At 69.9% G+C, this 14,177-nt stretch carries 10 protein-coding genes and 1 tRNA gene; 7 read left to right on the plus strand and 4 right to left on the minus strand.

Annotated elements, in window-relative coordinates; translation table 11 throughout:
* Positions 1-180 precede the first annotated feature (180 nt).
* The 5 genes from ACIQF0_RS06835 (at position 181) to ACIQF0_RS06855 (ending at position 8,600) form a co-directional block, all read left to right on the plus strand.
* Positions 181-265, plus strand: a tRNA-Tyr gene (locus ACIQF0_RS06835).
* A 240-nt stretch (positions 266-505) separates the two neighbouring features.
* Positions 506-997 carry a Gmad2 immunoglobulin-like domain-containing protein gene (locus ACIQF0_RS06840; RefSeq protein WP_360029393.1) on the plus strand — a complete coding sequence of 164 codons (492 nt, stop codon included), beginning with the start codon at positions 506-508 and terminating at the stop codon, positions 995-997.
* 1 nt (position 998) lies between these two features.
* Complete coding sequence (locus ACIQF0_RS06845; protein ID WP_401025367.1) at positions 999-2,222, plus strand: MFS transporter; 1,224 nt, start codon at positions 999-1,001, stop codon at positions 2,220-2,222.
* Positions 2,223-2,382: 160 nt separating this feature from the next.
* Entirely contained in the window at positions 2,383-7,848 is a 5,466-nt protein-coding gene (locus ACIQF0_RS06850; RefSeq protein ID WP_401025369.1) for a carboxyl transferase domain-containing protein, read from the plus strand.
* Between the two features lie 65 nt (positions 7,849-7,913).
* Positions 7,914-8,600 carry a DUF2625 family protein gene (locus ACIQF0_RS06855; RefSeq protein WP_401025372.1) on the plus strand — a complete coding sequence of 229 codons (687 nt, stop codon included), beginning with the start codon at positions 7,914-7,916 and terminating at the stop codon, positions 8,598-8,600.
* Here the strand turns inward: ACIQF0_RS06855 and ACIQF0_RS06860 are convergent, their stop codons facing one another.
* Positions 8,601-9,473 (minus strand): 5'-nucleotidase, encoded by an 873-nt coding sequence (locus ACIQF0_RS06860; protein ID WP_401025375.1) that lies wholly within the window; start codon positions 9,471-9,473, stop codon positions 8,601-8,603.
* A gap of 51 nt (positions 9,474-9,524) precedes the next feature.
* Between ACIQF0_RS06860 and ACIQF0_RS06865 the strand changes: the two genes are divergently transcribed.
* Complete coding sequence (locus ACIQF0_RS06865) at positions 9,525-9,839, plus strand: DMT family transporter (RefSeq protein WP_401025378.1); 315 nt, start codon at positions 9,525-9,527, stop codon at positions 9,837-9,839.
* Complete coding sequence (locus ACIQF0_RS06870; protein WP_401025380.1) at positions 9,839-10,246, plus strand: DMT family transporter; 408 nt, start codon at positions 9,839-9,841, stop codon at positions 10,244-10,246. The genes ACIQF0_RS06865 and ACIQF0_RS06870 overlap by 1 nt, the downstream gene beginning before the upstream one ends.
* Here the strand turns inward: ACIQF0_RS06870 and ACIQF0_RS06875 are convergent.
* The 3 genes from ACIQF0_RS06875 to ACIQF0_RS06885 all read right to left on the minus strand — a co-directional run bounded on the left by ACIQF0_RS06875 (position 10,139) and on the right by ACIQF0_RS06885 (position 14,140).
* Positions 10,139-11,404: a glycosyl hydrolase family 18 protein gene (locus ACIQF0_RS06875; protein WP_360029400.1), complete on the minus strand. Its 1,266-nt coding sequence runs from the start codon at positions 11,402-11,404 to the stop codon at positions 10,139-10,141. The two genes, ACIQF0_RS06870 and ACIQF0_RS06875, sit on opposite strands and share 108 nt — an antisense overlap.
* A 182-nt stretch (positions 11,405-11,586) precedes the next feature.
* On the minus strand, positions 11,587-12,324 hold the full coding sequence (locus ACIQF0_RS06880) for an SDR family NAD(P)-dependent oxidoreductase (RefSeq protein WP_401025384.1): 738 nt from the start codon (positions 12,322-12,324) through the stop codon (positions 11,587-11,589).
* 7 nt (positions 12,325-12,331) lie between these two features.
* Positions 12,332-14,140 carry a serine/threonine-protein kinase gene (locus tag ACIQF0_RS06885; protein WP_401025387.1) on the minus strand — a complete coding sequence of 603 codons (1,809 nt, stop codon included), beginning with the start codon at positions 14,138-14,140 and terminating at the stop codon, positions 12,332-12,334.
* Positions 14,141-14,177: the final 37 nt, after the last annotated feature.

The raw sequence follows: 14,177 nt of genomic DNA on the forward strand, positions 1-14,177 counted from the left end.
AAATGGCTGGCGGCGACGCGGACGGTCCGGCAAGGTGGTCCGCATGCGCACCTATCGCAGCTATCCGCCCAGCTCAGGCTCTCCGTCGTGACGCCGTAAGGCCTCGCCGACGTCGAGAGCCGCCCGCCCGTGCGAACGGGTCAGGGCGGCTTTTTCGTGCGCGGAAATGTGCACGACAATGGTGGAGATGGGGCTGTGGAGCCCCGCCCGTCTGTAAAACGGGAGCCCCCGCGCAGAGTCGGTTCGACTCCGACCTCCACCACCAGCCGTTGCGCCACCGGGGTGAACCCCGGCAACGACCCCTGCTCCGCCCACGACCTACTAGTGGTGCGTCTCGGAACGTTGGCGAGGTGATCCACGCTCAGCAGGGCACCTCGTGGCGCCGCCCCCACGCCCCCGTACAACCAGTACGAGGACGTGGGGGCGGCACCACGATGCACCCGTCTGACCGCGAATTCCCCCGGCAACGTTCCGAGCCACACCACTAGCGGAGGAAGGGGACACCATGTCCATCGACATTCAGCAGCCTCGCCCGCTCGGCCTGGTCGGAAGCCACGTCCACGTCGGCGGCACCGCGGGCGGGGCGTTCGAGGCCCAGTTCGGCTACCGGATCCACGAGGGCCACGACGAGGTGGTCGGCGGGTTCACCGCGGGGGACGGGGTCGGCGGCCACGGCCAGTTCCAGGTCCAGGTCGACGTGTCGGGGGCGTCGTTCGTGCTCGACCGGCTCTTCGTCGAGGTGTTCTGGGTGTCGCCGCAGGACGGCGCCGAGCTCGACAAGGTCATCGTGCCGGTGGTGTACGGGCCGCGGATCGTGCCAGGCTACCGGGTGTACCAGGAGTACGTGATCAAGGCCGGTGACACGCTCTGGTCGATCGCCACGCGGTTCTACGGCTCCGGCAACACCTACACGCGGCTGGTGCGGGCCAATCCGCACGTCATCACGGACCCCAACGTGATCACCCCAGGGAGCGTGATCCGCATTCCCCAGTCCTGATGTGACCCTCTGGGACGACCGGGAGTTCGGGAAGTTCTGGCTCGCCAGGCTGATCTCGACGGCCGGGTCCGCGGTGTCGGGCGTCGCGCTGCCCGTCCTCATGTACTCGCTCACCGGCAGCGCCGCGTACACGGGAGCGCTCGCGGCGCTGACCGCGGTGCCGTACCTCTCGTTCGGGCTCGTCGCGGGCGCGCTCGTCGACCGCGCGCACCGGCGCACGGTCATGGTCGTCACCGACCTGGTCAGCGCCGGGCTGCTCGCCAGCGTGCCGGTGGCGTCGGCTCTGGACGCACTGACCCCGTCGCACCTCCTGCTGGTCGCGGCTGGGGTCGCGAGCGTCGGTGTCTGGTTCGACGCGGCCACCTTCGGCGCCGTGCCCGCGCTCGTCGGCACGGAGAACCTCGTCCGGGCCAACAGCGCCATCTGGAGTACGGCCACCGCCGTGCACGTCGCGGCGCCGTCGGTCGCGGGAGTGCTGTTCGTGGTCCACGGTCCGGCCGGGACGATGGCGCTCGACGCTCTGAGCTTCGCCGTGTCCGCGGCGCTCATCCGCACGATCCTGCGGCCGCTGAACCTGACTCCGCCTCCACGCACGTCGCTCAAAGCGGACATCCGGGAAGGACTCGACTTCCTGTGGAGGGAACCCACAGTCCGGCTCTTCCTCGCCTTGGGTCTCGGTCAGGCGGTCGCGGGCGGCGCCGTGTCCGGGCTCCTCGTCGTCTACGCGTTCCGGGTGTTCGAGGTGCCGCAGAACGACGTGCGGATCGGCGTGCTGTTCAGCGCGCTGGCCGCCGGGTCGTTCGTCGCCACGGTCCTCATGCCCGCCATCAGCGACACCTGCGAACCCCGCCGCACCACCACGATCGGCCTGACCGCCGGGGTGGGGGTGATGGGGTTGCTGGTGGGGGCGCAGCTGTGGTGGCTCGCCGTGCTGAGCACCGCGCTGTGGGGCCTGACCTCGACGATCGTCATCGTCAACGGCATCACGGTGCGCCAGCTGATCACCCCTGATCATCTTCAGGGGAGAGTCAACCTGGTGGGGCGCATGATGACGTTCGGGGTGGGGCAACCCGCCGGGGCGCTGGCCGGGGGAGTCCTGGCCGACGCGCTGTCGGTGCGCACCGCCCTGGTGATCACGGCGTTACCGCTCGTGTTCGCCGCGGGGCTCGGGTGGTCCCGGGTGAACGCCGAGCGTGGTGGTGAGTTGGGACACGGGCTCAAGTGATGCTGTGCCGAGGACCTGGTGGCTTGTTGGTTTCATACAAACCACGCTGCTCAACTCGCTTCGATCTAGCGGTTTTCCTACCGGGTAGTAGACGAGAGTGTGTACATCGATTGGGCGGCGTTTGCCGCTGAGGTCGTAATGTCCGCGAGGAGCCAAGTCGTTGTTCAGTCGTGTAGCGATCGTCAACCGCGGGGAAGCCGCTATGCGGCTGATCCACGCCGTCCGTGAGCTCGCCGCCGAGTCAGGGGAACGGATCGAGACCGTCGCCCTGTACACCGATGTCGACAAGTCCGCGCCCTTCGTCAGGGAAGCGGACCTCGCCTACAACCTCGGCCTGGCGGCTGACCGTCCGTACCTCAACCTCGAGGTCCTGGAGAAGGCACTCGTCGAGACGAAGGCCGACGCCGCGTGGGTCGGCTGGGGCTTCGTCGCCGAGATCCCCGAGTTCGCCGAACTGTGCGAGAAGGTCGGCGTCACGTTCGTCGGCCCGTCCGCCGAGGCCATGCGCAAGCTCGGTGACAAGATCGGCTCGAAGCTGATCGCCGAGGAGGTCGGTGTCCCGGTCGCGCCGTGGTCGCGCGGTGCGGTCACGGACCTGGAGCACGCCCTCAAGGTGGCCGAGGAGGTCACCTACCCGTTGATGCTCAAGGCGACCGCCGGTGGTGGTGGCCGGGGCATCCGCAAGATCACCTCCCCCGCGGAGATGGAAGAGAACTTCGAGCGCACCAGCCTGGAGGCCGCGCGCGCGTTCGGCTCCGGCGTGATGTTCCTGGAGCGCCTGGTCACCGGCGCCCGGCACGTCGAGGTGCAGGTCATCGCCGACGGCCAGGGCACGGCGTGGGCGCTCGGCGTCCGCGACTGCTCGGTGCAGCGGCGCAACCAGAAGATCATCGAGGAGTCGGCGTCGTGCGTGCTGGAGCCGCACCAGGTCGACGAGCTGAAGTCCTCGGCCGAGCGGCTCGCGAACGCGGTGGGCTACCGCGGCGCGTGCACCGTCGAGTTCCTCTACCACCCCGGTGAGAAGCTCTTCGCGTTCCTCGAGGTCAACACCCGCCTGCAGGTCGAGCACCCGATCACCGAGATCACCACCAGCTTCGACCTGGTCAAGGCGCAGCTGCACGTGGCGGGTGGCGGCAAGCTCGAGGGCGACAAGCCCGTCGAGCTCGGCCACGCCGTCGAGGCCCGCCTGAACGCCGAGGACCCGGATCGCGACTTCGCGCCGTGCCCCGGCACGATCGTTCGGCTGGAGCTCCCGGCCGGCCCCGGCATCCGCGTCGACACCGGCGTGGCCGAGGGCTCGCAGATCCCCGCCGACTTCGACTCGATGATCGCGAAGATCATCGCGTACGGCCGCACGCGTGACGAGGCGCTGGGCAAGCTGCGCCGCGCCATGGCCGAGACGACCGTCATCATCGAGGGCGGCACGACCAACAAGAGCTTCGTGCTCGACCTGCTGGACGAGCCCGCCGTGATCGACGGCTCTGCCGACACCTCGTGGATCGACCGCGTCCGCGCCGAGGGCGGCCTGATCTCGCACCGCCACTCCGCCATCGCGCTCGCCGCGGCCGGCATCGAGGTGTACGAGGACGAGGAGCAGATCAACCGCTCCGAGCTGCTCGCGTCCTCGCGTGGTGGCCAGCCGCGCACGAACCACGAGGGCGCGGTCAAGCTGGAGTTCGTCCTGCGCGGCCAGCCCTACGTCGTGAACGTCGCCCGCATCGGCGCCGCGAAGTACCGCGTCGGCGTGTCCGCCGCGGACTCCGAGACCGTGCTGACCGGTGACGTCGACGTCGAGCGGTTCGACCACCACGTCGGCCAGATCACCGTCAACGGCGAGCGGTTCCGCGTCGTCACCGGCACGCACGGCGTGGTCCACCAGGTGGAGGTCGACGGGGTCACCCACCGCGTCACCCGCGACGAGGGCGGCGTCCTGCGTTCGCCGATGCCCGCGCTCGTCGTCGCCACCCCGCTCGCGGTCGGTGCCGAGGTCGAGGCCGGCGCACCGGTGCTCGTGCTCGAGGCGATGAAGATGGAGACGGTGCTGCGCGCGCCGTTCCGCGCACGCCTCAAGGAGCTCAACGTCGTCGTCGGCACCCAGGTGCCCGCCGGCGGCGCGTTGCTCAAGCTGGAGGAGATCGAGGACGAGGCCGGCGCCGTCGAGGAGCAGAAGTCCGAGTCCGCGGTCGAGCTGGAACTGCCCGCGCCGCGCACGGACGTCCGGCCGGAGGAGCTCGTCGCCCGCGGTCTCGACGACCTGCGCAACCTGTTGCTGGGCTTCGACACCACCGCCGCCGACACCGAGCGGGTCCTGACGGACTACATGGGCGCGCGGCACGACCTGCTGGAGCGGCCCCTCGTGCAGGAGGCCCAGCTGCTCGGCATCTTCGCCGACCTCTGCGACCTCTCGCGTAACCGGCCCGCCGGTGAGGAGACCAAGCCGGAGAACCACATCCACTCTCCGCGCGAGCACCTCCACACCTACCTGAAGACCTTGGACGCCGACCGCGCGGCGCTGCCGGAGGGCTTCCGCGCCCGCCTGCAGAACGTGATCGGCCACTACGGCATCACGGAGCTCGACCGCACGCCCGAGCTGGAGCAGGCCGTCTTCCGGATCTTCGTGGCGTCGCGCCGGGGCGTGTTCGACGCGGCCGTCGCGACGACCCTGCTGCGCCAGTGGGTGCAGGAGGCGCCGCCGGTCGAGTCCGAGCAGGTCCAGATCGGCCTGGTGCTGGAGCACATCGTCGCCGCGACGCAGGTCCGCTACCCGGCGGTGGCAGACCTCGCCCGCAGCGTCGTGTTCACCTGGTTCGCCCAGCCGCTGGTGCGCCGCAACCGCGCCCGCGTGCACAGCGAGGTCCGCAAGCACCTGATCCACCTCGACGCCCAGCCCCAGGCGGCGGACCGCGAGGAGCGGATCGCGGCGATGGTCGCCTCGGCCGAGCCGCTGGTGCGCCTGCTCGGCCAGCGCATCGGCAAGCCCGGCGCGGACAACACCCCGTTGCTGGAGGTGCTGGCCCGCCGCTACTACACGAAGAAGGCGCTGGAGAACCCGCGCGTGAACGGCGCGTTCTTCATCGCGGAGAACGAGCCGGAGCAGACGCGGCTCATCTCGACCGCGGTGGAGTTCCCGTCGCTGATCGACGCCGTCGGTGACGTCGTCAAGCACGGCACCGGCAGCGCTGTCGTCGCGGACCTCTACGTCAACTGGGTCGACGGCCCGTCCGACCAAGACGAGATGGCCGCTGGTCTGGGTGCCGCCCTGGCCGCGCACCAGCTGCCGCCGACGATCACCCGCATCACCACCACGGTCGCCGGCCGTCGTGGCGAGTCGATGCACCACCACTTCACGTTCCGCCCGTCGTCCAACGGGTTCGCGGAGGAGAGGCTGGTGCGCGGGCTGCACCCGCGCATCGCCGAACGCATGCAGCTCGAACGGCTGCGCGAGTTCGACCTCACCCGTCTGACCTCCGTGGACGAGGACGTGTACCTGTTCCGCGCCGTGGCCAAGGCGAACAAGTCCGACGAGCGGCTCGTGGCGCTGGGCCAGGTCCGCGACCTGACGCCGTTGCGCGACGACGAGGGCCGGATCGTGGCTCTGCCCGCCGCCGAGGACGTGCTGGCCACGTGCCTGGACGGCATCCGCAGGGCTCGCGCGCAGGCCGGTGGCCGCACTCGGTTGGCCACCAACCGCGTGGTGCTCTACGCGTGGCCGCCCACCGAGCTGTCCTCGAAGGACCTGGACGCGATCGGTCAGCGCGTGCTGCCGACGACCGCGGGCCTGGACCTGGAGGAGGTCCTGTTCCTGGCGCGCCGCAGGGACCCGGTGTCCGGTGAGCTCACCGACATCGGCGTGCGGATCGCGAACGACGCGGGCTCCGGCGTGCGGTTCTCGTTCGTGCAGCCGCCGACCGACCCGATCCAGCCGCTCGACGACTACCGCCAGAACGTCCTGCGCGCCCAGTCGCGCGGCACGATCTACCCGTACGAGCTGGTCGACATGCTCGTCGGCGACGGCGGGTCCTTCGTGGAGCACGACCTGGTCGAGGGCGCGCTGGTGCCCGTCGACCGCCCGCGTGGTGGCAACAAGGCCGGCATCGTCGTCGGTGTGGTGACCACGCCGACCCCGGCGTACCCCGAGGGCATGAAGCGCGTGGTGCTGCTGGGCGACCCGACCAAGTCGCTGGGCGCGCTGGCCGAGCCCGAGTGCTCGCGGGTGATCCACGCCATCGACCTGGCCGAGGAGCTCTCCGTTCCGCTGGAGTGGTTCTCGCTGTCGTCCGGCGCGAAGATCTCGATGAACTCCGGTGTCGAGAACATGGACTGGGTGGCCGCGGCGCTGAAGCGGATCGTCGAGTTCACGCAGGACGGTGGCGAGATCAACGTCGTCGTCAACGGCATCAACGTCGGCGCCCAGCCGTACTGGAACGCCGAGGCCACGATGCTCATGCACACCAAGGGCATCCTTGTCATGACGCCGGACTCGGCGATGGTGCTGACCGGCAAGCAGGCGCTCGACTTCTCCGGCGGCGTCTCGGCCGAGGACAACTACGGCATCGGCGGCTACGACCGCGTCATGGGCCCGAACGGCCAGGCGCAGTACTGGGCCCCGAACCTGCGGGCGGCGTTCGACGTGCTGCTGGGCCACTACGAGCACAGCTACATCGCGCCGGGCGAGTCCGGACCGCGCCGGGTGTCCACTTCGGACCCCTCGTCGCGTGACGTGTCGTCGTACCCGCACGTGGTGGGGGACAGCCCGTTCACCACCGTCGGCGAGATCTTCTCGATCGAGTCGAACCCGGACCGCAAGAAGCCGTTCGACATCCGCACCGTGATGCGTGCTCTCAGCGACCAGGACCACGACGTGCTGGAGCGCTGGGCCGGCATGGCCGACGCCGACACGGCCGTCGTCCAGGACGTGCACCTCGGCGGCATTCCGGTGACGCTGCTGGGTGTCGAGTCGCGTGGTGTCTCGCGCACCGGCTTCCCGCCCACCGACGGCCCGGACACCTACACCGCCGGCACGTTGTTCCCGAAGTCGTCGAAGAAGGCGGCCCGTGCGATCAACGCGGCCTCCGGCAACCGCCCGCTGGTGGTGCTGGCGAACCTGTCCGGCTTCGACGGCTCGCCGGAGTCGATGCGGGAACTGCAGCTGGAGTACGGCGCCGAGATCGGCCGCGCGATCGTCAACTTCCGCGGCCCGATCGTGTTCACCGTGATCTCGCGGTACCACGGCGGCGCGTTCGTGGTCTTCTCGAAGGCCCTGAACCCGTCCATGACGGTGCTCGCGGTCGAGGGCTCCTTCGCCTCGGTCATCGGCGGCGCGCCCGCCGCGGCCGTGGTGTTCGCCCGCGAGGTCGACGGCCGCACGGCCAACGACCCGCGCGTGAAGAAGCTGGAGTCCGCGGTGGCCGAGGCGTCCGGCGCCGAGCGGGCGGCACTGACCGCCGAGCTGGTGACGACGCGCCAGAGCGTGCGGACCGAGAAGCTCAACGAGATGGCCGCCGAGTTCGACCGGGTGCACAGCGTGCAGCGCGCGGTCGAGGTCGGGGCGGTCGACGCGATCATCTCGGCCGCTCAGCTGCGGCCGGCGATCATCAAGGCGATCGAGGACGGTCTCGCGAAGTAGTTCTCTAGGATCAGGCCCGGCCTTCCCGTTCTGGGACGGCCGGGCCTTTCTCTTGGGGGAGAACCGTGCGGGACATCACCGAACTGACCGACGTGGACGATCCGGGCTGGCCCGTCGTGCTGGAGGCCATCGCCGAGGGGCCGACCTCGTGCACCGTGCTTCCCGGCGATCCCGAGGCGTGCCGGGCGGCGTTGCTGCAACTGCAGGTGACGGCGCGGTCGTTGCTGGGCGCCGTGGTGCTGAACAGCGGCGGCCTGGTCTTGGCGGACGGCTGGCTGCGCGTGTACGGCGGGTCCGGCGGCGCGATGGCGAGCCTGGCCGAGGTGAACGGGTTTCCCGCGGCGGTCGACCCCGCTTGGGGAACGCCGGGAGGGTTGGTCGTCGGGCACGACGTGCTCGGTGGCGAGTTCGTCTGGAACGGCATGGACCCCGCGCGGTTCGGCAGGCCGGGGGAGCCGGGGCAGATCGTCTACTTCGCGCCGGACGCGCTGGAGTGGGAGACCTTCGACGGCGGCTACAGCCACTGGCTCGGCGTGATGCTGGCGGGTGGGGCCGCGAAGTTCTACGAGTCGCTCTTCTGGCCGTCGTGGCAGGAGGAGGTGTCGGCGGTCGGGCTGCGGGACGGGCTCTCGTTCTTCCCGCCCCTGTGGTCCGGGGAAGGCAGAGCGGACCTCGCGAGCACCAGCCGCAAGGCCGTTCCGCTGCACGAGCTCGTGGCTGTTCATCAGGACACGGCGCGGCAGCTCGGCTGATCACTCGTTGCTCACGCCGAACGGGACGTGCACGCACGGCACGGTCTGGATCAGGTGCCCGCGCTGGTCGTCGAAGAAGATGTGCGGCTTGAGCACGTCCAGGATCGGCGCCTTCTTCAACCCTCCCAGGAAGAACGCGTCGTTCACCGTGAGGCCCCACGCCTTGAGGCTGTTGATCGCCCGCTCGTGCGCGGGAGCGGAGCGGGCGGTCACCACGGACACCCGGATGCGGTCCTCGGCCTGGCGCTGGATGCGGTTCACGCCCGCGAGGAAGTTCCTCAGCGGACCGGGGTCCAGCGGCGTGACGACGTTCGTGGCCTCGTGCTGCTGGAACTGGTCGAGTCCGCCGCTCTGGTAGATCCGCTCGGACGCGTCGTCGGCCAGGACGCCGTCGAAGTCGAAGGCGATGCGCAGCGCCGGATCGTCGTCGTCCTGGAACGACGACTTGAGCACCTGGCCCGCCGGGAGGCCGGCGAGGGTGGCCTTGCGGACGTCGTTCTCGTTGGCGGACAAGAACAGTGACATGTTCAGGGCCGGCATGAACTCGTGCGGGGCGCGGCCCTCGGTGAAGATCGCGCGGGTGATCGTGAGGCCGTGATGCGCGGCGGAGCGAAGGATGCGCAGGCCCGTGTCGGGGGAGTTGCGCGACAGCACGATCACCTCGACCAGCGGTGCCAGCGCGTTGAGCTGCAGCAGGCGGCGGATGAACGGGAACGCGACGCCTGCCCCGAACGGTTCGGCGAGGTGGGCTTCCTGATAGGCGCGGTAGGCCTGTTCGCCCTCGGCCGCGAAGACGGCGTCGGACGCGGTCAGGTCGAACAGAGCGCTCGACGCGACGCCTACGACCAGCAGGTTTTCCAGGCTGGGAGCCACGTCACGGATCGTAGACGCCCGGCCCGGCGCTTTTCTGGTACGGTCGTACCAATGTACTGGGTGGTGCTGATCGCGTCGGGAGTGCTGGAGGCCGTGTGGGCCACGGCGCTCTCGGCGTCGAAGGGTTTCCGCCGGTTGTGGCCGGTGGTGGTGTTCGCCGTGTCGATGACGCTGAGCGTCGTCGGGCTCGCGTGGGCGATGCGGGGGATCCCGGTCGGCACGGCGTACGCGGTGTGGGTCGGCGTGGGGGCCGTGCTCACGGTGCTCGTCGCGGTGCTGCGCGGTGAGGAGAAGCTCGGGGTGGCCAGGGCGTTGCTGCTCGTCGCGCTGGTCGGCTGCGTCGCGGGCCTGAAGGTGGTGAGCTGATGTACTGGGCCGTGTTGCTGGGAAGCGCGGTGCTCGAAGCGGTGTGGGCGACGGCGTTGTCCCAGGGTGCCTATGTGGTCTTCCTGGTCGCCGCGACGCTGAGCATGGTCGGGCTTTCCGTTGGCATGAAACGAATTCCCGTCGGGACCGCGTACGCCGTGTGGGTCGGCACCGGTGCGGCACTGACGGTGACGTGGGCGATGATCACCGGCGAGGAAGCGGTCTCCGCGTGGAAGATCGTGTTCCTCACCGGGATCATCGCCTGCGTCATCGGCCTGAAGTTCCTGAAGTCAGGAGGCTCAGGCGTTGATGGTCCACCGCTGGTTGGCGGTGGCGGCGCAGTCCCAGAGCTGAAGCCTGGTGCCGTCGGCGGAGCTGTTGCCGGTGGCGTCGAGACACCTTCCTGACGCCGTGTTGCGCAACTGGCCGTTGGACTCGGAGGTCCACTGCTGGTTGCCCGAACCCGTGCAGTCCCACAGCTGGGTCACCGAGCCGTTGGCGGTACCCGACGCGTCGAGGCACTTGCCCAAGGCGCGCAACGTGCTTCCGTTGCGAGTCCACTGCTGGGCGTTGGTGCCGTTGCACGCGTAGAGCTGCACCGCGGTGCCGTTGGCCGAGTTGGCAGCGGCCACGTCGACGCACTTACCGCCGAAACCGGTGATGGTGCCGCCGGTCGGAGGCTGGGGGTTGCCGTTGCCCGCGGTCTCCCAGATGGCGTTGAGCAGGCTGGTGGCACCGGTCGTGTCCTGGGAGAGCTCCCAGTTCATGATGCCGCCCGCGTTCGACAGCGCCCACGTCGTCTTGCGCTTGATCGTCGGGATGCCGTTGTACTGGTTGCCGTTGTAGCTGTCGCGGTTGGCGTTCGCCGGGTCCTGCGCGACCAGGTCGCGGTAGGAGATGTAGGTCGGCCGGCTGTAGAACGGCACACCGAGGACGGCCTTGCTCGCCGGCAGTCCGCGGTTCTTCCAGAAGTTGACGGAAGCGATCGACCAGTCGTAGTTCGCGTGCGGGCTGCCACCGTCGTAGGCCATGATGTTCAGCCAGTCGACGACGCCGAACACCGCGGGCTGCACGCCGTTCGCCGTGCCGCCCTCGCTCACGACCGCGGCCGTGAGCAGCTTGCCGCGGCTGTGCAACTCGTTGCCCAGCTGCGTCATCAGCGACGTGTAGTTGTTGCCCTCAGCGCCCGGATCCGGGTACTCCCAGTCGATGTCGACACCGTCGAGGTTGTACTGGTTGACCAGGTTGATCAGTGCGTTGACGAACGTCGTGCGCCCGTTCGCGCTGGCGGCCAGGATCTCGAAGTTGTCGTCGTTGCCGTCGTTCCAGCCACCGACCGCGATCGAGACCTTGACGCCGTTCTGGTGGCCGAGGCTCACCAGCTGCTGCAGCTTGCCGGGATCCGGCACGCCCTGGAGCGTGCCGTTCGAGTTCGGCAGCACGAACGAGTAGTTGATGTGCGTCAGCTTGCTGTACTGGATCGAGCTGACACTGCCGGACCACGACGGCATGTAGCCGACGCTCTTGAACCCGGCGGGATAGGCGGCCTGCGCGGCAGGCGCCATGACTGTCATTGTCGCCGCGGCGGCGGCCAGCGCGAGGCCGGCGGCACCGAGGCGTGAACGGAATGAACGCATTGCAGGGGAGGCCTTCCACTTCGTCGAGCGCCCACCGCGACGTTAGTGGTCTAGACCGGTTGCTGGAAGATCAACTGGCGACCGGAACTGGTTCCGGTCGTTCCGCGGAATCATCGGAGGTGTGAGGCGCCGTTCACGTCGATGATCGTGCCGCTGGCCCACAGCGCGTTCTCCGTGGTCAGCCAGGCGACGGCGGCGGCGACCTCGTCGGGTTCGGCGACACGCCCGAACGGACTCTGCGCGCGGATCCGCTCGCCCTCGGGACTGGCGAGGAGGTCGGTGACCATGTCGGTCCGCACGAATCCCGGTGCGACACCCGCGACCGCGATGCCCTGTGGCGCCAGGGACTGGGCCAGCGACTGGGTCATCGCGTGCAGACCGGCCTTCGCCGCGCCGTACGCGGGGGCGTCGGGCTCACCCCGGTAGGCACCCCGCGAACCGACGTTGATGATGCGGCCGCCCGCGGTCATGTGCCGGACCGCGTGCCAGGCGAGGTCGGCCGGGCCGTACAGGTTGAGCTCGATCGTGCGGCGCCAGGCGTCCTGCCACTCCTCGAAGCTCGTGACGGAGATGGGGTGGTGGAAGTAGATCCCCGCGTTGTTCACCAGGACGTCGAGGCCGCCGAGTTGCGCGACGGCCTCGCTGACGACCTGCTCTGCCTGGTTCGCGCCGAGGTCGCCCTGGACGGTCACGTGGCCGTCGCCGGGCAGGCCCGCCGCCACGGCCTGGGCTTCCTCCGCGCCGGAGCGGTAGTGGACGGCGACCTGGTGGCCGCCTGCCGCGAGGGCGTGGGCGATGGCGGCGCCGATGCCGCGGGAAGCTCCGGTGACGAGTGCGCGTCTGGTCATACGACCATCATCCCTGGCTGTTGATCAGCCACTTGCCGTTCTGCTGCACGAACGTGAACGTGGGCGTCTCCGTCATGGCCACGTTCCCACCCTGCATGTACTGCAGCGTCACCGTCACGGCGTTGTCGCCCTGCGGCACGAAGTTCGACAGCTGCACCGAGCTGTACTGACGCCAGAACCCCTGGTAGCCGTCGTAGGTAAGCCCGCGCCCGGCCTTGAAGCTGTCGGTGAGCAGGGTCCAGCCGGTCTGCAGGTCGCCGGGGATGAGCGCGTAGTAGGCGGTGATCGCCTCCTGGGCGTTCTTCGGCCCGGCGGGCGGCTCCGGCTGGCCCTGGCTCGGCGTGCTGGCCGGCGGGTTCGTCTGGGAGTTCTCCGGAGGCGGGGTCTGGCTGTCCGCCGGTTGCTGCGGCTGGGTCTGGCTCGTCGTCTGCTGGTTCGACTGGGAGCCGGTCTGGCTGTTGGTCGGCGACTGGGCGTTGTTCTGGTTGCCGTTGCCCTTGGGCCACAGCAGGAACGAGCCGACGCCCACGGCCAGCACGAGAAGCACGATCGCGATGGGGACCAGGGGGAACTTGCGGCGGTTCTCGTCGGGTTCCGCCGGGGGTGCGGGCGGCGGGCTGACGGGGAGCACCGGAGTGGGCGGCTGCGCGACGGGCTCGCGGACCACCGGCGGCGGGGTCGTGACCGGAGCCGCCTCCGGCGCCTTCTGCTCCACGGGAGCAGGCGCCTCAGCCGGAGCCGCGACCTCGGCGACCGGTGTCGTCGCCTCAGGTTCCGGCGTCGGCTCGGGCTCGGGTTCCGGTGCCGGCTCGGGTTCGGGTTCGGGCTCCGCCTTGGCCGGTGCGGTCAATCCGGCTGCCTCGACAGCAGCCGCACCCGCGATCAGGCCCGCCGCGGCAGCCGCGGCCTCCTGCTTCGCCTTCTCCTCCGGCTGCGCCTCGACCGGGAGCTTGACCGTCGCCGGGATGACCACGGTCGCCTGGGAGGCCTGCGGCGTCTCGTTCACGACGGCGGCCAGCAGGTGGACGGCCTCCTGCATGCTCGGACGCCGCTCGGGTTCGTTCGCGAGCAGCCGGAACAGCACGGGTGCGAGCAGAGGGCCCGCGTTGGCGGGCGGCATGATCGAACCGCCGGCCACGCGGTGCAGCATCACGAGGTTGTTGTCCGCCGTGCCGAACGGCGGGCCGCCCTCGACGGCGTTGTAGAGCGTGGCGCCGAGCGAGAAGACGTCGGAGGGGAGACCGGCGTCCTCGCCGCGGGCGACCTCGGGGGAGAAGAAGGCGGGGGTGCCGACGGTGCCGGTCGCGGTGGCGGTGCCGTCGTCGTCGGTGGCGCGGGAGATGCCGAAGTCGGTGATCTTGACTTCCTGGTCGCCGATCAGGACGTTGCCGGGCTTCACGTCGCGGTGCTGGATGCCGTGGCGGTGCGCGGCGGCCAGCGCGGCGGCGGTGTAGCAGCCGATGCGGGCCACCTCACGCGGCGGCAGCGTGCCCTGTTCGGTGATCACGGCCGCGAGACTGCGGGAGGGGAGGTACTCCATGATCAGCCACGGCCGGCCGTCCTCCTCCACCACGTCGTAGACGCGGATGGCGTTCGGGTGCTCCAGACGCGCGGCGAGGCGGGCCTCGCGCATGGCCCTGGCCTTCGCGCGGTCCACCCTGGCTTCGTCGAGGCCGTCCAGCGCGAGCAGTTCCTTGGCTGCGACCACGCGGTGAAGCTGCTCGTCGTAGGCCTGCCAGACGACTCCCATCGCGCCCTGGCCGACCTTCTGCTTCAACTGGTAGCGGCTTCCGATGAGCCTGCTGCTGTCCTCCACGCGGGTGCTCCCGTCCCCTCTGATCACTCACAAGTGT

The organism is Lentzea sp. NPDC092896, assembly GCF_044754905.1.
Classification (GTDB): domain Bacteria; phylum Actinomycetota; class Actinomycetes; order Mycobacteriales; family Pseudonocardiaceae; genus Lentzea.

Excerpts from the sequence above, each read along its gene's own strand:
- ACIQF0_RS06840 (WP_360029393.1), top strand. The coding sequence starts at position 506 with ATGTCCATCGACATTCAGCAGCCTCGCCCGCTCGGCCTGGTCGGAAGC.
- ACIQF0_RS06865 (WP_401025378.1), top strand. The coding sequence starts at position 9,525 with ATGTACTGGGTGGTGCTGATCGCGTCGGGAGTGCTGGAGGCCGTGTGG.
- ACIQF0_RS06870 (WP_401025380.1), top strand. The coding sequence starts at position 9,839 with ATGTACTGGGCCGTGTTGCTGGGAAGCGCGGTGCTCGAAGCGGTGTGG.
- ACIQF0_RS06875 (WP_360029400.1), bottom strand. The coding sequence starts at position 11,404 with ATGGCGCCTGCCGCGCAGGCCGCCTATCCCGCCGGGTTCAAGAGCGTC.
- ACIQF0_RS06880 (WP_401025384.1), bottom strand. The coding sequence starts at position 12,324 with ATGACCAGACGCGCACTCGTCACCGGAGCTTCCCGCGGCATCGGCGCC.